General features: G+C 37.2%; 18 protein-coding genes. 5 read left to right on the top strand and 13 right to left on the bottom strand.

Features of this window, described 5'->3' with window-relative positions; genetic code table 11:
- Positions 1-34: 34 nt before the first annotated feature.
- Together JNUCC23_RS09290 and JNUCC23_RS09285 are read right to left on the bottom strand one after the other, a co-directional pair.
- Positions 35-448, bottom strand: a complete 414-nt coding sequence (locus JNUCC23_RS09290) for a CoA-binding protein (RefSeq protein ID WP_062180467.1) — start codon at positions 446-448, stop codon at positions 35-37.
- 120 nt (positions 449-568) lie between these two features.
- The gene (locus JNUCC23_RS09285; protein WP_062180470.1) at positions 569-1,861 is read right to left on the bottom strand and encodes a purine/pyrimidine permease; all 1,293 of its coding nucleotides are present in this window, start codon (positions 1,859-1,861) and stop codon (positions 569-571) included.
- 491 nt (positions 1,862-2,352) lie between these two features.
- On the opposite strand from JNUCC23_RS09285, the gene plsY reads away from it, so the two are divergent.
- Both plsY and JNUCC23_RS09275 read left to right on the top strand, forming a co-directional pair.
- Positions 2,353-2,946 (top strand): glycerol-3-phosphate 1-O-acyltransferase PlsY, encoded by a 594-nt coding sequence (gene plsY, locus JNUCC23_RS09280; protein ID WP_062180473.1) that lies wholly within the window; start codon positions 2,353-2,355, stop codon positions 2,944-2,946.
- Between the two features lie 293 nt (positions 2,947-3,239).
- Entirely contained in the window at positions 3,240-3,530 is a 291-nt protein-coding gene (locus tag JNUCC23_RS09275) for a HesB/YadR/YfhF family protein (RefSeq protein WP_062180477.1), read from the top strand.
- A 64-nt stretch (positions 3,531-3,594) separates the two neighbouring features.
- Here the strand turns inward: JNUCC23_RS09275 and JNUCC23_RS09270 are convergent, their stop codons facing one another.
- From JNUCC23_RS09270 to acnA, 8 genes are all read right to left on the bottom strand, one after another.
- Positions 3,595-3,891 carry a hypothetical protein gene (locus JNUCC23_RS09270; protein ID WP_403074026.1) on the bottom strand — a complete coding sequence of 99 codons (297 nt, stop codon included), beginning with the start codon at positions 3,889-3,891 and terminating at the stop codon, positions 3,595-3,597.
- Positions 3,892-3,962: 71 nt separating this feature from the next.
- Entirely contained in the window at positions 3,963-4,388 is a 426-nt protein-coding gene (locus JNUCC23_RS09265; RefSeq protein ID WP_403073604.1) for an acyl-CoA thioesterase, read from the bottom strand.
- A complete protein-coding gene (locus tag JNUCC23_RS09260; protein ID WP_403073602.1) occupies positions 4,388-6,745 on the bottom strand; it encodes an AAA family ATPase in 2,358 nt (785 codons plus the stop codon). Before JNUCC23_RS09260 ends, JNUCC23_RS09265 begins: the two co-directional genes overlap by 1 nt.
- 149 nt (positions 6,746-6,894) lie before the next feature.
- The gene (gene tlp / locus JNUCC23_RS09255) at positions 6,895-7,125 is read right to left on the bottom strand and encodes a small acid-soluble spore protein Tlp (RefSeq protein WP_062180486.1); all 231 of its coding nucleotides are present in this window, start codon (positions 7,123-7,125) and stop codon (positions 6,895-6,897) included.
- 69 nt (positions 7,126-7,194) lie between these two features.
- Positions 7,195-7,338 (bottom strand): acid-soluble spore protein N, encoded by a 144-nt coding sequence (locus JNUCC23_RS09250; RefSeq protein ID WP_062180489.1) that lies wholly within the window; start codon positions 7,336-7,338, stop codon positions 7,195-7,197.
- A 70-nt stretch (positions 7,339-7,408) separates the two neighbouring features.
- Positions 7,409-7,537 (bottom strand): FbpB family small basic protein, encoded by a 129-nt coding sequence (locus tag JNUCC23_RS09245; protein WP_403073599.1) that lies wholly within the window; start codon positions 7,535-7,537, stop codon positions 7,409-7,411.
- Between the two features lie 124 nt (positions 7,538-7,661).
- Positions 7,662-8,165 carry a TlpA disulfide reductase family protein gene (locus JNUCC23_RS09240; protein ID WP_454215374.1) on the bottom strand — a complete coding sequence of 168 codons (504 nt, stop codon included), beginning with the start codon at positions 8,163-8,165 and terminating at the stop codon, positions 7,662-7,664.
- A gap of 285 nt (positions 8,166-8,450) precedes the next feature.
- Positions 8,451-11,162, bottom strand: a complete 2,712-nt coding sequence (acnA, locus tag JNUCC23_RS09235; protein WP_454215372.1) for an aconitate hydratase AcnA — start codon at positions 11,160-11,162, stop codon at positions 8,451-8,453.
- A 615-nt stretch (positions 11,163-11,777) separates the two neighbouring features.
- Here acnA and JNUCC23_RS09230 point away from each other — a divergent pair.
- A complete protein-coding gene (locus JNUCC23_RS09230) occupies positions 11,778-12,323 on the top strand; it encodes a DUF7010 family protein (RefSeq protein WP_062180498.1) in 546 nt (181 codons plus the stop codon).
- Between the two features lie 184 nt (positions 12,324-12,507).
- Positions 12,508-12,651, top strand: coding sequence for a small acid-soluble spore protein O (gene sspO / locus JNUCC23_RS09225; RefSeq protein ID WP_062180501.1), 144 nt, complete (start codon positions 12,508-12,510; stop codon positions 12,649-12,651).
- Positions 12,652-12,696: 45 nt separating this feature from the next.
- Here the strand turns inward: sspO and JNUCC23_RS09220 are convergent, their stop codons facing one another.
- On the bottom strand, positions 12,697-12,954 hold the full coding sequence (locus JNUCC23_RS09220; protein WP_403073592.1) for a hypothetical protein: 258 nt from the start codon (positions 12,952-12,954) through the stop codon (positions 12,697-12,699).
- A 149-nt stretch (positions 12,955-13,103) separates the two neighbouring features.
- Here JNUCC23_RS09220 and JNUCC23_RS09215 point away from each other — a divergent pair, with 149 nt between their 5' ends.
- Entirely contained in the window at positions 13,104-13,247 is a 144-nt protein-coding gene (locus JNUCC23_RS09215) for a small acid-soluble spore protein P (RefSeq protein WP_082190999.1), read from the top strand.
- 371 nt (positions 13,248-13,618) lie between these two features.
- Here the strand turns inward: JNUCC23_RS09215 and JNUCC23_RS09210 are convergent, their stop codons facing one another.
- Complete coding sequence (locus JNUCC23_RS09210; protein WP_454215369.1) at positions 13,619-16,753, bottom strand: AAA family ATPase; 3,135 nt, start codon at positions 16,751-16,753, stop codon at positions 13,619-13,621.
- Positions 16,750-17,895, bottom strand: a complete 1,146-nt coding sequence (locus JNUCC23_RS09205; RefSeq protein WP_454215367.1) for an exonuclease SbcCD subunit D — start codon at positions 17,893-17,895, stop codon at positions 16,750-16,752. Before JNUCC23_RS09205 ends, JNUCC23_RS09210 begins: the two co-directional genes overlap by 4 nt.
- Positions 17,896-18,107 lie beyond the last annotated feature (212 nt).

The following is an 18,107-nucleotide window of genomic DNA, read 5'->3' as shown; positions in this document are numbered from 1 at the left end:
AAAAAAAAGGAGCGTTAGTCCGCTCCTTTTTCCTTTACTTTGTAAGGGCATGCTCGACTTTAATACACCGATCCATTATAACAGTATAACCTTTTTCCTTTAAGAAATCATATGCTTCCTGATTTTCGACTCCAAGCTGAGCCCAGAAAATATCTGAATCAATCTCGTCAAATTCCTTTGCAATTTCAGGAAGAAATTCAGACCTCCTAAACACATTGACAATATCGATATGCCCCTCAATTTCTTTTAAAGATGAAACAGCTTTAACGCCTAAAACTTCTGTTACTGCTGGATTTACCGGAATAATATCATACCCACTTTTCTGCATTGCCTCTGAAACCATGTATGAAGTGCGGTTTCGATTATCCGATAGACCAACTACTGCGATTCGTTTTGCCTTTTTTAATATAATACCGATTTCTTCTCTACTAGGATTCTCAATAGCCATGTACATCACTCCTTTTGTTTTAACTTCGCTTTACCTTGATCTAATTCCTTGTTGCTAAGAAAATTTTTAAACAAAGAGAGAAGTATCCTATCCATTCCCCATAATGAACTGTTTTAAAACCTAACTTTGTTTTCGTTTATAGATAATTTTAGTCCATTGGTCTGTAATAATTGACAATACCGATCCAAAAATTAATCCGTTGTTTAATAAAGAAACGACAATTGGAGGTAAACCTGTAAATGCGCTAGCTGGAACAAACATAACGCCTACTCCCCCTAAAAGCGATATTCCAATCACTGTTCTCACTCGGTTAGCTTCTTCTTCTTTTTCTATTTCTAAAAACGCCATACCAATCATGCTGGTAAAAACAACAAACATGACAGAATATCCTACCGGAACTGGGATGGATGCAAGAAAATTCATGACACTTGGAATAAAACTAGATGCAATTAGCAAGAGGGACCCAATGATGAATGGCAGTTTAGCAGCAATTTTTGAAGTAGCTATGAACCCCGCTGCCCCAGATAATGGTACAGGACCAACCGCACTAAATACCCCTCCAAGTATCTGGCTGATACCAGTCATATATCCCGCTGCCCGCAAATTTGTTTTTGCTTTTTTTTCAATTAACGAATGAACCGCAATTTCAACGACTTTAATGCTAGCAATCATATTCGTAAGTAATAGCAAAGTTACAAACACCGATGTCATGATCATTCCGCTATCAAATGATGGTCTACCATATACGAATATTTGCGGCACAGTGAAAATTTGATCAGGTGCGTATGTATTAGGTTTAATTGCCCCAAATACGGCAAACAAAATCCAACCTGCTGCAAGCGAAACAAGCACTGCATATTGGCGGACTATGTCAAGCTTATGCCTCGTAAAATAAAATGTCAAAAGAACCGTTACGAAACTTAATGCAGCAATTTTCAAATCTACTCTTTCACTAACATATCCGACACCAAGCATACCGTTTAAAAATGATTTACTTAATTGAATGACGAGTAATAATAAATAAATGCCTATTACAGCTGGCGTAAACAACTTGCTAATCTTATCAATTAGGCCTGCTATGCTTAATATAATGAATAGAACCCCGCTCGCAATCAATGCTCCTTGAAGGGCTTGCAAAGTTTCACTTGCTGACGAAAATAACGTGGTGCTAAAGCCCGCATAAATTGCAAAAACACCCCACCAGAGTCCGGCGGGAGCTTCATTAATCGGCAATTTATGTCCAAAAAATATTTGCAAAAGTCCAGCAAGCGCAAAGATAAATACAGTTCTTTGTACAAAACTCGCAGCATCCTCTCCTGTTAACCCGAATAAATCAGCCAGAGCTATCGGAGCAACAATTGATGACGCAAGCATAAAAGCCACCCACTGTATGGCTGCAAAAATCGTCTTCATAAATCCTCAATCCCTTCATTCTTATAAAAATAAATCCACTCAATCATCTGAAAAAATCTATACTGTTTTAAGAGCCATAAAAAATAGTAACACTTTTTCTCAGAAACCTCTAGCATACCATCGCTAAAACTGCCAGAAGTAACAGTTTAGTTTGGGATGCTTACTTGTTACGAAAATTTGATTGATTAGACTTGTTCTATATTGAACGTTTGAATTCCCTTTTTTCAAGATAGATTTTAGACTATTGCCTGTGATTAAAAATTGATAGATAAAATATCAGAGTTATGAAGGAAAGCATTCGATACCACGGATGAAGATTACGCGGTAAACGAAATGGATATATTTGGAATAAAAATAAACACTAAGCATCTTTCATTCAACACGAATAGTAAATAGTAAATATTTTTTCTAACAACCATGGTATTTTTAAGAAGAAATGATAAAATACATACACAGGAACCTTCTAAACTTTGACGAGAAAGGGCTATTATATGTTTACTATTATTCTAATTTTGATTCTTGCCTATCTTATAGGCTCTATTCCTTCTGGGTTAATTATTGGCAAAACATTTTACAATACTGACATTCGTGAACATGGCAGCAAAAACCTTGGGGGGACAAATACATTCCGAACCCTTGGTATCAAAGCCGGTCTCATTGTAACGAGTATGGATATTTTAAAAGGGACACTTGCAACGCTGCTACCGGTTATATTCGGGGCAGATAATCTTCATCCTTTGATTCCTGGTGTCATCGCAGTCATTGGGCATATGTACCCAATCTTTGCTCGCTTTAAAGGTGGAAAAGCAGTTGCTACTTCTGGCGGTATTTTGCTTGGCTTTGCCCCTTTATTATTTGCTATCGTCCTAGCTGTATTCTTTCTATCGTTATACGTAACAAAATACGTATCATTATCATCGATGATCACTTCATTGTTTGCAATTATCTACGTATTAGTCTTTCAGATAGAGCAATGGGGTTTATTAATTGTTGTAACAGTACTTTTCATTTTTATATGCTATCGTCACCGGGCAAATATTAAACGAATTATGAATAAAACAGAGCCGAAAATTAAGTGGCTTTAAGTATACCTACACGATACTTCTTTTTTTCTAATTAGGCTGTCCAATCATGAAAGTGGCAAAAATAGACCAACATCCTGTTAAACCGACTACATTCGTATCATTCGCATCTTTTTTCAATATGCTTTATACTACAATTATCCCGCTTTAACGGGCAGTCCCCCCACCTCAAGGCTTAGAGCGTAGGTGGTGGATAACTGCCCGTTAAAGCCCGATTGGTTCAACTAACAATCAGTGGGGATGAAGCCCCCCACTGATTGAAGTTTCACTTTATTGCATATTGGAAGGAGATTACGATGAATATTATTATCTCTGATAAAGCCATCACGTGGTATAAGGAAGAATTGAATTTAAATAATGGCGATAGCGTTCGGTTTTTTGCAAGATATGGGGGGCATAGCCCGATCCAGAGTGGGTTTTCATTAGGCGTAAACAAAGATCATCCTATTGATATGGGTTCATCTGTACAAAAAGATGACATTACTTTTTTCGTTGAAGAAAGTGACATATGGTATTTTGATGGTCATAACTTGAAAGTTAATTTTAATGAAAAATATAACGAGCCTGAATTCCATTACGAAAAATAATGATTGAGATAAAAAAGCACCGATGCTCGGTGCTTTTTTTATCTCAAGACGATTTACACTTCACTTACACTCGATCAAGCTTATTCACTATGCCTTCTTTTTTTAGGATTTCACATTGTTTTTCGCCTAGAAGATCATAATGAGAATAACCGTCCTTTCGGATGTGAATCCATTCCCGCTTAAGTCCATACTGCGCTCCCCACTCCGCTAGCTGCTCCAAATCATTACAGCCTACTTTCGTAACAGTATTGCAATCTGGAAATCGATCATCCAACCAGTAGTGAGTAATAAACGCAATTTCGCCGTTATCTATTTTCTGTTTCCACTCAGTAATATCCTTACGTTTGATACCGAATGCCAAGACAAGCGCCTCCATTTCTAAAGCTGCTGTCATTACAATTAATGTACTCGCCTTTTTGAACTCTTTGACTGTTATTCATTCTTTTTCTTGTTCGTTTCATATGCCACATGCCATTCTGGAAAAAGTCGTTTAATTGAAATCGGTCTGAAGTTTTCTTTTTTCACACAAACATGAGAAGACTTAGCAGATACTGCTAACTCTCCATTTCCGGTAAAAATTTCATATCCATAAACAACACGCAATCCATCATATGACTCGATCCATGTTTTAACAGTGGCTGTTTCACCGTAACGCAGCGGTTTTTTATAAGATACCTGAATATCTATAACTGGAGATAGAATCCCATCTGCTTCCATCTCTGCGTAATTAAAACCCAGATCTTTAATAAGCTGCGTTCTCCCAATTTCTAGCCAAATCACATAATTGGCATGATAAACAATGCCCATTTGATCCGTTTCTGCATATCGTACTTCAATCTCTTTATCAGATACTAACATTACATCTCACTCTTCCCTATTTTTTTTGCTGCTTTTTTCAAATCATCTGTTGTTAAGACGGTCAAATTTTGCAAATCTTTTTCGCACGACTCATTCATTAACCGCATTGCTTGTTCTTGTATAGCTTCATCAATTAAACTCGTTGCAAAGCGTCCATTCCCTTTAACCTGATGTTCAGTTAAATATTCTTTCAACCAACTAATGGCTTGGTCTTCCAATTTGTATTGATATTGATTCGCATAGTTTTCAATAATTTGTAAAAGCTCTTTAGTTTTATAATCAGGAAAATGGATGAATTTACGAAAACGAGAACGAAGTCCTGGATTACTCTCAAGAAGATTGTTCATTTCATTGATATATCCAGCAAGAACGACAACTAGGTTTTCATTATGCTTTGTCATTTCTTCAACTAGTGTATCGATGACTTCTTTTCCAAAATCATTTTCCGACTTACTAAATAAGGAATAGGCTTCGTCAATAAATAAGACACCACCAAGTGCCTCACGGATTTTTTTCTTCGTCTTAATGGCTGTTTGCCCAACATACTCACCAACAAAATCGGCGCGACCTGCTACAATCATATGGCCCCTTTTTAGCATCCCTGTTTCTTTTAATAACTCCGAGTATATTTTGGCTACCGTCGTTTTACCTGTCCCAGGATTCCCGGTAAACACTGCATGTGATTGAATAGGAACGGCTTTGAGACCATGAGTGCGACGAACTTGCTGCATCTCAGCAAATGCAATAATCGCTTGTACTTCTTTTTTGATTTCCTCTAAGCCTATTAATAATCCTAGCTTTTCTTCAGGAGTGATAGTAGACTTTATTTCATTTCGCCGGAAGTCTTCCCCAGTGAGCGACGTATAATGAAGAATAGGTTGTTCATTTAAGTCTGAACGAGCTCCTCTTTTAAAAATAGCCTCACTTACGATAGATCGTACGGTTCTCGCATTTCCAAATGTTTCATCTACTTTTTCCGCCTCAATACGAAGCGCAAGCTCAATATTTGCATCCTTCGTCATCATATAATCATTATCTTGCGCCATCCCTTTTGCAAGTTGGAGCAATTCCTGGGTTGTGTAGTCCGGGAGCTGGAAATGATTAGACTGGGGGAATCTGCTTCTTAAGCCTGGATTAGCCTGTAAAAATTGACGCATTTCATCAGGATAACCGGCTAATATCACTGCAAATTTACCTGCGTATTTTTGATTACTCATCAGTGAAACGAGCGTGTCAATTGCTGTTTGTCCATAATCATTCCCTGATTGACCTTCTCGTTTTAAACTGTATGCTTCATCTATAAATAACACACCACCGAGAGATTTTTCCACAGCATTCTGAACTCTTTCTTCTGTTTGGCCAATGAATGAGCCTACAAGCTGAGAGCGATCCACTTCTGTTACCTCTTCACGGGGAAGTACACCTAGTTCATGATAAATTTTAGCTAGAAGTCGAGCAATGGTCGTTTTACCTGTTCCTGGATTACCAGTTAGAACCATATTTAGACTTAGCTCATCTTTAATTTGAAGACCCAGTTCTTTTCTTTTATTTTGGTATTGCAGAAATCGATAATACTCATTCATTCTATTTTTTACTTCAGTTAACCCAATCATTGATTGCAGTTCGTCAAGTGCATCTTTGGTTTGGGGTAAGACATCGTTGCTCGTTTGAAATAAATCCGTCCACTGTTTTTTCACTGCCGTTATACGATCCAGATGTTCTTTCATATCGTTGAAATGTGTCGCTGTATGAAATACACCTGAAATGGACTCCTCATATTCCTTTGCTGCCTGAAGAAGTTCTGTAATCTCTTTAGATACTTCAAAAAGCAGAGAAATTGCCGCTTCATAGTTTTGGATGATATCAAGGTCAACATGATTTTTTGCCTGTTCTAGTGATTTTTCAAGATTACTACGCTGTTCTACCATCGCTCCCATATATTTCTTACATAAAGAAATATACTCTTCGGCTATTTTTTTCTTTGCTGTACGATTATCTGTTTCACGTATTAACGGAAATTCGATGGCAGAAAACACTTCGCGATATTTCTTCCAGCCAGAGCGTACTAGAAGTTCATTTGCCCGCATATTCTTCGCATCAGCGCTGACTGCTTCTCTGAGCCATGTTTCATATAGTGAGTCCTCTCCATGAAGAAACTTCTGACTTTCGGCAAGCATGCTAAATAGCTCTGATTTGTAAGAATACGTATCTGCTGGTGAATCATCGTTTTCAATCTCAGCTAAGACATTCAAGATCGTATGTAAATCACTTATATACCCTTTTTGATTTATCTCTTCTGTTAATTCTTTTATTTTTACTTCATAATAATTTTGTTCAATCATCTTCCTAGTATCCATTATTATCCCATCTTCCAGTTACGAATTCCTCTCCATCTTATCATATCAAGCCGTCCCTTTTCTCGTTGAAAGAATAGTTCACTTTTTCCCCCATAAAAAAGAAGAAAGAATTTCTTCTTCCTTCTTTTTTACCATCTATTTAATGTTATTCATTCAAAACCATTCTCCCGAGCTTGTTTTTCATCTTCAATTTCATTTTTAAAAGATTCAATGCTTTCTTGTCTTCGTTGATTTTTTTCCTTTATCGCATTTCTATTATCACCGGAAGTGAACTCCAATGTTTCTTCAGCCGCATCGATATTTTCCATCGTGTTCTGAATCATATCTTCAAGTTTTTCGACATTATCACTACGATCATCTGGATTATGTTTATGATTCATCGAAATGCCTCCCATAAAAAAATGAAATCCTAAAGGTTAACATAATTAAGCTTATGTTAACTCTTTATGTTATTCACCCTTTGTCTGAATAACTTGAGGGTGCTGCCCACTTTGGTCTTGCATTTGTTTTCCTTTATTCCCACCTGCAGCGCGAGATTTTGTTCCGGTTTGGTTCGGCGCAAAATGTTTAGAATCTTTTTTAGGATTGCTCATCAATTTTCCCCTCCTCAAGAATAGGATGACCGAATGATAAGCAAACATGACCGGAATTATTTGTTAAATGCTACTCCACTTTTTGTAAATGCCTTCGTTCAATACGATCTTCAATCTTTGCCAAACGCTCTTCGTCTTGCAACAATTCTTGCTTATTTTCATTAATTAACTCTTCAAACGTCTTTTTTTTCCGTTTCAAACCTTTCACCCACCTACTAATTGTATTTATCACTACTATTACCAATTAACGAATGATTTATAAGTGAAATTTCAAAAAATTCAATTAGCTGAATACATAAAAATGACGAAATCATTTGATTTCGTCATTTCATATCCGCGATATATTTTTCCATTGATTGCAGGGACACTTGGCCAATATGCTTAACGGCTATAAGCCCTTCACTATCAATAAAATATGTAGTCGGCATAGCGGATACTTTATATCGTTTTTTTACAGCGTTTTTTATGTTTTGAGAATCTAGAAGGATTGGAAAAGTAACCCCCATTTCATCTACAAAGGCTTGAACATCGTTCTGTGGATCCAAATTGACCGCAAGAATCACTGTATCCTTATCTAATCCTTTTGCAAACGTCTCCATATCAGGCATTTCCTCGCGACAAGGGCCGCACCAAGTAGCCCAAAAATTAAGCATTACCTTCTTACCCTGATAATCTGATAACTTTACCTTCTCACCACTTAGCGTTTCCAATTCAAAGTCTGGTGCTTTTAGGCCAATATCAAGCCCGCTTTTTGGCTCCATAGCCTGAACTATAACAACAGCAATGAGCGCAAGTAGAAAAACTGCTGCAATTACTTTTTTATACATATGTATTCACCTAATTCTATTCGATAATTTTTATATGTCGTATTGATCCTCAACTACATTTTACCAATAATTATAGAAGTTATAAAGATTTTTAACCGAATACTCAATGAAACCAACTAATTTTTTCATAATTTTGACGCAATTCACAAAAAAAAGAGGATGTCCCATAACTAAAGGGGCAACCTCGCCTACAACATACAGTTTACATGAAGTGTAAGACACAATAAACTTTGTGTTGTAAGCGAAGACAGACCCTTTTGGGACATCCTTATTTTTTTAGTGAAATTAGCCTTTTAATTTATCACGTAAGACCATTTGTAAGATCCCGCCATGGCGGTAATAGTCAATTTCAACTTCAGAGTCAAAACGAACGAGTACTTCAAATTCTTTTTTGTTTCCAGCTTCATCAGTAGCTGTAACTTTTACGATATCACGTGGTTTTACAGATTCATCAATTTGTACATCGATTGCTTCTTTACCAGTTAATCCAAGTGTTTCAGCATTTTCTCCCGCTTTGAATTGAAGCGGTAGAACACCCATTAACACTAAGTTAGAACGGTGAATACGTTCAAAGCTTTCAGCGATAACTGTTTTGATGCCTAGAAGGTTTGTACCTTTAGCTGCCCAGTCACGTGAGCTTCCCATTCCGTAGTCTTTACCGGCTAAGATAGCAAGACCTGTACCATCTGCTTTATATTTCATACAAGCATCATAGATTGCCATAACATCGCCAGTTGGCCAGTAAGTTGTGAATCCACCTTCTGTACCAGGAGCAACTTGGTTACGGATACGAATGTTTGCGAATGTTCCGCGCATCATGACTTCATGGTTACCACGACGTGAACCATATGAGTTGAAATCACGTGGTTTTACACCATTTTCGCGCAAGTAAATACCAGCCGGTGTATCTTTACCAATTGCGCCTGCAGGAGAAATATGGTCCGTTGTAACTGAATCACCAAATTTACCTACAATACGTAAACTAGAAAGCGCGTCAACAGTACCTGGTTCAGGTGACATTCCTTCAAAGAATGGCGGATTTTGAATATATGTTGAAGTTGTATCAAACGTATACAACGCTTCATTACTTGTTTGAATTTCATTCCAGCGTTCGTTGTCGTTGAATACTGTTTCATATTCTTTACGGAATAATTCTGGTGTTACTGTTGCTTTAACAACAGCATTTACTTCATCTTGAGAAGGCCAAATATCTTTTAGGTAAACATCATGACCATCTTGGTCTTTACCTAATGAATCGTTTTGTAGATCGAAATCCACTGTTCCAGCTAAAGCATACGCTACGACTAGTGTTGGAGATGCAAGGTAATTCGCTTTCACCAATGGATGGATACGTCCTTCAAAGTTACGGTTACCGGAAAGTACAGACGTTACGAGAAGATCGCCTTTAGCAATTGCCGCTTCGATTTCTTCAGCAAGTGGACCTGAGTTCCCAATACATGTTGTACAGCCGTAACCAACTACGTTGAAGCCTAATTGATCCAAATAAGTTTGAAGACCTGCATCACGCAGGTACCCAGTAACAACTTTAGACCCTGGTGCTAATGATGTCTTTACATAATCAGGTACAGTCAAGCCTTTTTCTACTGCCTTTTTCGCGATTAAACCAGCGCCAAGCATAACATACGGGTTAGACGTATTTGTACAGCTTGTAATTGCAGCGATTGCAATTGCACCAGTTTTCATTTTTGACTCATGTCCGTCTGTGAATTTCACAGTTACTTCTTTGTCAATTTCAGAAGATTCCAATCCAAAGCCCTGGTTCCCCATAGGTGCATTAAGCGCTTCTTTGAATGATTGCTGCATTTGTGAAAGTGGAATCAAATCTTGTGGACGTTTAGGACCAGAAAGATTCGGTTCAATGTCAGATAATTTAAGCTCGATCACATCTGTGTAAACTGGATCTTCTTTGTCAGGTGTATAGAACATTCCATTTGCTTTGGAATATGTTTCAACTACTTGAATAAGAGTTTCGTCACGGCCAGTTAAACGAAGATAGTCAATTGCTTCTCCATCAACTGGGAAGAAACCACAAGTAGCACCATATTCTGGAGCCATGTTCGCGATTGTTGCACGGTCAGCTAATGGGAGATTGGTTACTCCTGGACCGAAGAATTCAACAAATTTACCAACTACACCATGTTTACGAAGCACTTGTGTCACTTTTAAAGCAAGGTCAGTAGCTGTAGTGCCATTAGGTAGTTCACCTGTCAGTTTCACCCCTACAACCTCAGGAACTGGGAAGTATGAAGGTTGGCCAAGCATGCCTGCTTCTGCTTCGATCCCACCTACACCCCATCCAAGAACTCCAATACCATTAATCATTGTTGTATGAGAATCGGTACCGAACACAGAGTCTGGGTAGACTTCTAAGTCCCCATTTGGAGTATCAACAGATTGGACGACATTCGCTAAGTACTCAAGGTTAACTTGGTGAACAATCCCAGTTGCTGGTGGAACCGCACGATAGTTGTTGAATGATTTTTGAGCCCAACTAAGGAATTGGTAACGCTCAGCATTTCTTTCAAACTCAAGATCCATATTAACTGCAAGTGAATCTAATGTACCTGCTTTATCTACTTGTACAGAGTGGTCAATAACTAAATCAACTGGAATTTCAGGGTTGATTTTATCAGGATCTTCACCAAGTGCAGCCATTGCACCACGCAAAGATGCAAGATCAACAACAGCTGGTACGCCTGTAAAATCCTGCAGAATTACACGTGCGGGTTTGAATGGTACATCAATGTCTTTTAATTCGCTAGTTCCCCACTTAGCTAAATTATCAACATGTTCTTTAGTAATGACTCTACCATCAACTTGGCGTAGTACCGCTTCGAGTAGAACTTTAATGGAATATGGAAGACGAGAAACATTTCCAACTCCTGCTTTCTCAAGCGCTTCCAAATTATAATAGTTATAGCGCTTTCCATCGATTTCAAAAGAAGAGCGTGATTGATACACATCATTTTTTGTCATCAGAATATTACCCCCTATAAGACTTTACGAAAAACATTTGAACATAAAAAGTGAAACGTGGTGTGTAAGAATTTCCACATCACCATGTTCTTCTTATACTATATAAATACTATATAAAAAAACCCCTTTTTTGTCGAAAAGTTTGAATCTTCTCCCATCAAAACTTTTCTTACAAACTAATAGTAATATAGAAATGAGTATAAGTAAATAACAAGTAAGTTATTGTTTTTGATAAGTTTTACTTATATTAGTCACTTTTACGGACTTCATTTCATTCATTACGTAACTTTTCATATGTACGCCCTAGTATAATTAGTTTTCCACCATAACTTTTCATATTTTATCGGAAAGTTAGTGGTCAAATTTTGTATTTTCGTGGTCAATTTGGTTCGGGTGAAAAACTTAGGTCTCTCCATGCGGTAAGATAACGCCGTGAAGATAATAACCCATTTTGCAAGAGGACTCTTATTTATCCGGACAATGACGGACTTTTTTTCGCACCTTACATTTAGACTATTCTTAAAATTAGGCCCTTAATTCTAACCTGGTATGGTAAATTGAGTAAAACACTGCTATCTTATAAACAAACTACTATTCTTATGCAGGGGTGTATTTATGAGTAGAACACTTGAAAAATTACAAACTGAAATCACGTTTGAAGCACGAAAAGGGTTTCCATTATTGATATCTGGCACAATTGTCTTTTTACTTTTCACCTTTATGCCCTTAGTTTTTTCAATGGACATTGTACATTTAATTTGGATTTTTGGTTTAGGCGCCATTTTTCCTTTTGGAATTCTAATTAGTAAAATTCTTCGTGTTAATCTATTTGCTACTGGCAACCCTTTAGGTACTTTAGCAGGAATAGTTGCAGCTCCACAAGCTTTTTACATACCTGTATTTATAATGGTGTATATGCATATACCTGAATATCTCCCTTTCACAATCGGGTTACTAGCAGGTTCTCATTTTCTACCTTACATGTGGATTTATAAAAGCAGAGCTTATTTATTTGTTACATTGGGCACCTGTCTTTCCTCTCTAATCTTAGGTGGGCTCCTTGTTAGTCAAGCATTCATTCTTGTGCCTTTAGTAATTTCTATTGTGTATGGTATAGGTGTTCTTTTAATTCTTAGAGAACTTAAAACCAATCTTGTTTAACTTACCTTTTTGTGATTTTTTTCTTACAAACTAATAATTAAACCAACGAATTAGTAACGTCTAGTAAAAATTATCTAGTTATTATTATTTTTCTTTCCAAAGCATCCTGACTGTTCTTCCTTTTATCGATATATCTACATAGAAACCCTATTTATGACTAAAGCTATACGTGGAGGTGATCTTCATGACTAAACGTAAAGCGGACAATATTATTCGGTTGAATGCAGCTAGGGCAAAAGGGAATAATGCAGAATATATCGAAGAATTTTCTCAACCTTTGACAGAAGAACAAAAACAAAATAATAAAAAGCGAAAGAAAAACCAGTAATAGTAAAACCGCCAGTGACACGTTCAGCTGGCGGTTCTTTCAGTACTATGATTGTTCAACATCTTCGATCATACTTTGAAGATCCTCTTGGTACCGCTGTAGTTGCTCCCTCTGATGCTCTGAGGCAACCTGTAGCGCACTTTGAATTTGTTGATAAGCTTCATCCATTTCTTGCTTCACATGTTTAAGCTGACTACCATACTCAGGTCCGTCTTTAACAATTTCATACATCGTTTCCTGCACTTGCTTAAAGCTTTGGTCGGCTTCTTGAAATGCTCGCCTTTTATCTTGTTTATCCAGCAATTTTGCCCACTCCTTTTTTAAAAAACATCGAATTGCGATGTATGAGTAGGTTTTACCTATTGACAAAGTTTATACAATAAATAGAAAGTGATTCCGTGCATATTCTAAAAAATCCTGCTCATCATAAATGGTAAGAGGAGGGATAGAAAATGAACAAAAACGATGGAAAAGATATTAGGAAAAATGCTCCCAAAGGCGATAACCCAGGACAGCCTGCACCTTTAAGTGGGTCGCATAAAGTAAAAAACAGAAATCACAGCCGCCAAAAACACAACTCTAGTCACGATATGTAAGCTCAAAAATAACAGTTTGTCCAAAAGTATCTGATCTCACACTCTATATGCAGTTTATAAAGTTATCTATTTACAATTCGAACTATATATAGAACGTGTGAGGTCTGACTCTTTGTCTATTTGTTGTATGAAATAAGCTCGCTCACTAAAGCCCCGACTACCTTGTCATATTCTCTTTTATCAAAAAAAGCTGATTTGGCAAATGGTTTAAAGCTCTACCAAGTATCAAACATTTAGCAGACTTAGCCTTTCTACTGAATGTGTCCCAAATTGCATGTTGGTTTCTGTAATTAACTTAATAATTGAAACAATCATATCTTCTTGATTCCGTTTGACCTGTTTTGGTAGCCCTTCTTTTTTGTCAACTAACACTAGCTTGAAAATTGAAATACTGTTCTGCTCCCTTTCTGTGTGGCAATGACTTCGAGACGTGCGTCAATTCGTTCTTTTAACTCAGGCACATGAGAAATGATGCCAACGAGACGACCGCTGCTTTGGATATCCATCAATGTTTCAATCGCGTGTTCTAAAGATTCCGGATCAAGTGTACCGAAGCCTTCATCAATAAACATCGTTTCCAATGAAATACCACCTGCATTTTGTTGCACAACATCCGCTAAACCAAGAGCTAACGCCAATGCTGCTTTGAAGCTTTCCCCCCCCGATAATGTCTTTACATGCCTTTCTTGTCCCGTATATTGGTCATACACAGACAGCTCTAATCCACTTTGAATATTTCTTCTAGTCGGATCAACTTTCCGTAATAATTGATATCGTCCACTTGTCATCTTTACTAATCTTGTATTTGCTTCTTTTAAAATATCATCTAAAAAAGCGGCAAGGACATATCGTTCAAATGTAATGCGAAACGGGTTTTGTCCTTTGGAGATTTCATGGAGGTGACCAATAACCGCATATTTTTCATCCAATTCTTTTTGTTCTTCAATAATCGCAAGAATTTTCTCTTGAATGACGATATTCTGTTCTTTCGATGTAAAGATGAAATTATACAATTTGCGATGTTGTTCCAAATCTTCATCAATCGTTTGCACAGTTTTCTGTAAGCTAACTAAGTCGGGTTTCTCAATATCTTTTAACTTCAATTCAAGATCGTGATGAAGGCCTGTTACTGTATGATATTGTTTATCATATTCCTGAACTTGATTTTCTAACCCCTTTAATTCCGATTCTGTTTTTTTCGAAGCTGTATATTGTCCGTACGACTCGAATCCCTGATTTTTCAAATCATCTTTGAATCGAAGTCGTTCTTTATCAAGCTCAAGCTTTACTGTTTCCAACTGCTTACCAATCGAAGTTCGATTGGTTTGTATGATCGTCACTTGCTCTAACGCTGTTTGCAGAGCTGTTTGAGTGCTTTCAAATGCCTGTTGCAGTATTTTTTGTTGCGTTATGGCATTGTTCAATGCATTCTCATACCCGTTTGGGGTTCGAATCGCATCAGGTACTGCTTCTTTTAAGGAAGCAAGTTTGGCATTTTCCTCTAAATATGCTATACGTGAAGTATCTTCATTTTTTTTCAAGTCTACCGATCGCTGTTTCAGTTCTGCTTTACTCTCTTTTAAGGTAAAGAGTTTTTCTGTAATTTGCCCAAGTTGTGCTTTTTTATCAGCGAGCATCATTAAACGACGTTCCAATTCTCTTTTATTGGCTTTACAATCCTTTTCAAATTCTCCTAGGTTGTTAAAGTCAATTTCAGGGGCTCGTTCTTTTACTTCTGCTGCTCTTTCATTGTATGTGTCTTGGATTGATTCATATTGTGATTTAACTTGATAATATTCTGTTTCTGATTGTACTTTTTTCTGTTCAGCAGCTTGTACAAGAATCGTTTGTCGGTCGATATCGGCTTCATTTGGCATATCTTCTTGAAAGTGAGCAGGATTGGGGTGTTCTGCCCCACCACATACAGGACAAGCTTCACCAGAAATGAGCATTTGTGCTAATATACCTGCTTGGCTTTCACGCCATTTTTTGTTTAATAAATCCAGTCCCAACTTTTCGTTTTCAAGTTTGCTACTTGAATTAGCCAGACTAATTTGATTGCGGTCTACTGCTTGTTTTACTTGATTCATTGTTTTCGTAACTTCAATAAGTTTCGTTATTCTAAACAAAATCTGATCGTTGAGATCCGATTGCCTCTCCAATTCGGCAAATTGTATAGCCGCTTGTTCACATTCTTGTTTTATTATGTGCGTAGCTTCTTCTTCTTTTTCAATCGTAATGAGATCATTTTCTGCCGTATTCTTTTGGATGGCCATTTGCTGCCATTGCTTTTCCAAATGAGTCGTCTTTTGAATTTGATTAGCTAGATTTTCAACTGACTCCTTCAACAGCTGTAGGTTATAAACAACTACTGCTGCTTCCTCACGTTTGCCTGCTTTAGCTAATTCTTCTTCATATTGAAGTTGCAAATTCTTTTTCTTTTCTTCACTTTGCATAAGCTTCTTTTCTAATTGCTCGTGATTTGCTTGTAATTCTTTTACTTGATTACCGATTCTTAAATAAAATTGTTCTTGTTTCTCTGCCGCAGCTGCTTTGTAAGCGTTGGAAATTTGAATTTTCACTTGATCAATTTCAATTTTTACAGCTTCTAATTTTTCTTTTTCAATCGTTAATTTTTCCAAATTTAAAAATTGCTTGATTTGTTCTTCTGCACGAAATAAGCTTTCCTTAAGAGAATCACGAGCTTTTTGTTTTTGATCGATGACAGTTTGCAGTTCTAGTAAACGGGATTCATCATGTGAAATTTGTTGTTCTAGTAGTGGTAGTACCTTTTGCTCAATTGGTTCATCTTGATTAAGTTCTATTATCAGCTCTTCATTATCGCTTGCTGCAATTTCATTCATATAACGAATTCTGTCAAGCCTGCTTTTCTCACTTAACTTTTTTAATTCAGACGCTTCTTCTTTCAGCTTATCTTCAATCGTTTTATATAATTCTGTATGAAATAGTCTTTGGAGAATCTGTTCCTTTTCCTTACTTTCCGAAGTTAACAGCTTTCGGAATTCACCTTGTGGTATCATAAGGATTTGACGGAATTGATTGGCATCAATTCCTATAATGCTCTTGATCTTTTCATCCACTTCACGAACATTCGCACCAAGCAATTTCTTCTCATCGTTCGATTGGACTTCATATAACTCTGCTTTCGCCGTAACCGTTGTCGTGCCCTCACCTGACTTCTTTTTCCGTTCTTGCTGTGGTGAACGCCAAATATAATACAATTTTCCACGGAGCATAAATTCCAAACTTACTTCTGTCAATTGATCATCTGCTGCAAATTGACTCCTTAGCTCCTGTCCATTTCGATCTTCGCCACTTGCCTTTCCATAGATTGCATAGCTAATTCCATCAAAAATGGTCGTCTTACCAGCTCCTGTTTTTCCGGAAATCACAAACATTGTGCGATTTCCAAGCTGTGAAAAGTCGATGATTTCATTCCCTGCATATGGTCCAAATGCCTGCATCATTAATCGAAGTGGTCTCATCTCAATACACCTTCTCTTTTCACGTTGTCAATAACGGAAGCCATAATATCTCGCTTTTTTTGATCAAAATGACGATCTGTCATTTCCGCATAAAATGTTTCAAATAAATCTAATTCTGATTTTTTTTCATCCTTAATGGATGAGAACGATTCTTTTCGACGAAGGTCAAGCAAATCCCATTTTCTTTCTAAATGAAGGACATTTGGATACACTTTACGAAGCCGATTAATCGGATCAATAATTGCGCCTTCATCTAGTAGTGTAATTTTCAAATAATCTTCCGTTTTTTGAAATTGATAAAAAGTAGAATCAAGCAGCTCCTCCATATAACCCTCTATCTCTCGCATATCTTTTTTCGGGGAAAGTGAGCGATACCTTAAATCAAAGCTACCATTCTCGTTCATTTCAACAATGGATATGGATTTATTTTGCTTTGCTTCTGAAAATGAATATTTCATTAACGAGCCTGAATACCGAACCTTAGGATGATTGAGCGCATCCGGACTATGTAAATGACCAAGTGCTGTATAGTCGAATGCATTAAAAACTTCCGCTGAAACACAACCCGATCCTCCAACAGACAGAACTCGCTCGGAATCCGTTGTTTTTCCGCCTAAGACAAAGGCATGTCCGACCAAAATATTCGGTTCATTTGGATTAATATTTTGTTCTATTTTCGACGTAATAGTGGCCATTGCATCTTGATGAGATGTGATTCGATCATCTTGCAGTACTTGACGTACAACACCTGGCTCCGCATATGGAACACAGTAAAAATTAACGCCGTTCACCTGAACTGGCATTAAATCCTTATTAAATTTCCCTTGGATAAAAAGATTACTCTGACGATACCAAGACGTTCCAAAGGATAACCGTTCTGCACTGTCATGATTACCCGAAATCGCAATAATTGGTTTCTTCATTTTCACGTTAATTGTATAAAGAATTTCATCAAGCAATTCTACGGCTTCAGTAGGTGGTACAGAACGATCGTATAAGTCACCTGCAATAACTATTGCATCTGGATTTTCTTCTTCAATGACATCTACTAGCTGCCAAAGCATATGCTCCTGATCTTCTGTCAAATGTACACCATGAACAATTTTACCTAGGTGCCAGTCTGCTGTATGAATAAATTTCATAAAATCACTCCGTTCCTGATCGTACTTCCATTATACCAAAACTCATAATTAGTTGGTCACACCACATTTTACATATCGTTAACTCGAAGAATTTACTCAATATATACTGAACGACTCTGCACTAAAGTATGGAGATTCTTCGTAGTCGGACTAAACCGACTGAAAGGCAAGTAGCAAGTTAAAGCTTTGTGTGGAAAATAAAAAAAGCAGAC

This window comes from Peribacillus sp. JNUCC 23, from assembly GCF_053653995.1.
Note: the sequence above shows the minus strand (reverse complement) of the source record. Positions and strands in the feature narration are given on the sequence as shown.

Bases quoted from the DNA above. Each gene is read 5' to 3' on its own strand.
- JNUCC23_RS09290 (WP_062180467.1), bottom strand. From the start codon at position 448: ATGGCTATTGAGAATCCTAGTAGAGAAGAAATCGGTATTATATTAAAA.
- JNUCC23_RS09285 (WP_062180470.1), bottom strand. From the start codon at position 1,861: ATGAAGACGATTTTTGCAGCCATACAGTGGGTGGCTTTTATGCTTGCG.
- plsY (WP_062180473.1), top strand. From the start codon at position 2,353: ATGTTTACTATTATTCTAATTTTGATTCTTGCCTATCTTATAGGCTCT.
- JNUCC23_RS09275 (WP_062180477.1), top strand. From the start codon at position 3,240: ATGAATATTATTATCTCTGATAAAGCCATCACGTGGTATAAGGAAGAA.
- JNUCC23_RS09265 (WP_403073604.1), bottom strand. From the start codon at position 4,388: ATGTTAGTATCTGATAAAGAGATTGAAGTACGATATGCAGAAACGGAT.
- JNUCC23_RS09260 (WP_403073602.1), bottom strand. From the start codon at position 6,745: ATGGATACTAGGAAGATGATTGAACAAAATTATTATGAAGTAAAAATA.
- tlp (WP_062180486.1), bottom strand. From the start codon at position 7,125: ATGAATCATAAACATAATCCAGATGATCGTAGTGATAATGTCGAAAAA.
- JNUCC23_RS09250 (WP_062180489.1), bottom strand. From the start codon at position 7,338: ATGAGCAATCCTAAAAAAGATTCTAAACATTTTGCGCCGAACCAAACC.
- JNUCC23_RS09240 (WP_454215374.1), bottom strand. From the start codon at position 8,165: ATGTATAAAAAAGTAATTGCAGCAGTTTTTCTACTTGCGCTCATTGCT.
- acnA (WP_454215372.1), bottom strand. From the start codon at position 11,162: ATGACAAAAAATGATGTGTATCAATCACGCTCTTCTTTTGAAATCGAT.
- JNUCC23_RS09230 (WP_062180498.1), top strand. From the start codon at position 11,778: ATGAGTAGAACACTTGAAAAATTACAAACTGAAATCACGTTTGAAGCA.
- sspO (WP_062180501.1), top strand. From the start codon at position 12,508: ATGACTAAACGTAAAGCGGACAATATTATTCGGTTGAATGCAGCTAGG.
- JNUCC23_RS09215 (WP_082190999.1), top strand. From the start codon at position 13,104: ATGAACAAAAACGATGGAAAAGATATTAGGAAAAATGCTCCCAAAGGC.
- JNUCC23_RS09210 (WP_454215369.1), bottom strand. From the start codon at position 16,753: ATGAGACCACTTCGATTAATGATGCAGGCATTTGGACCATATGCAGGG.
- JNUCC23_RS09205 (WP_454215367.1), bottom strand. From the start codon at position 17,895: ATGAAATTTATTCATACAGCAGACTGGCACCTAGGTAAAATTGTTCAT.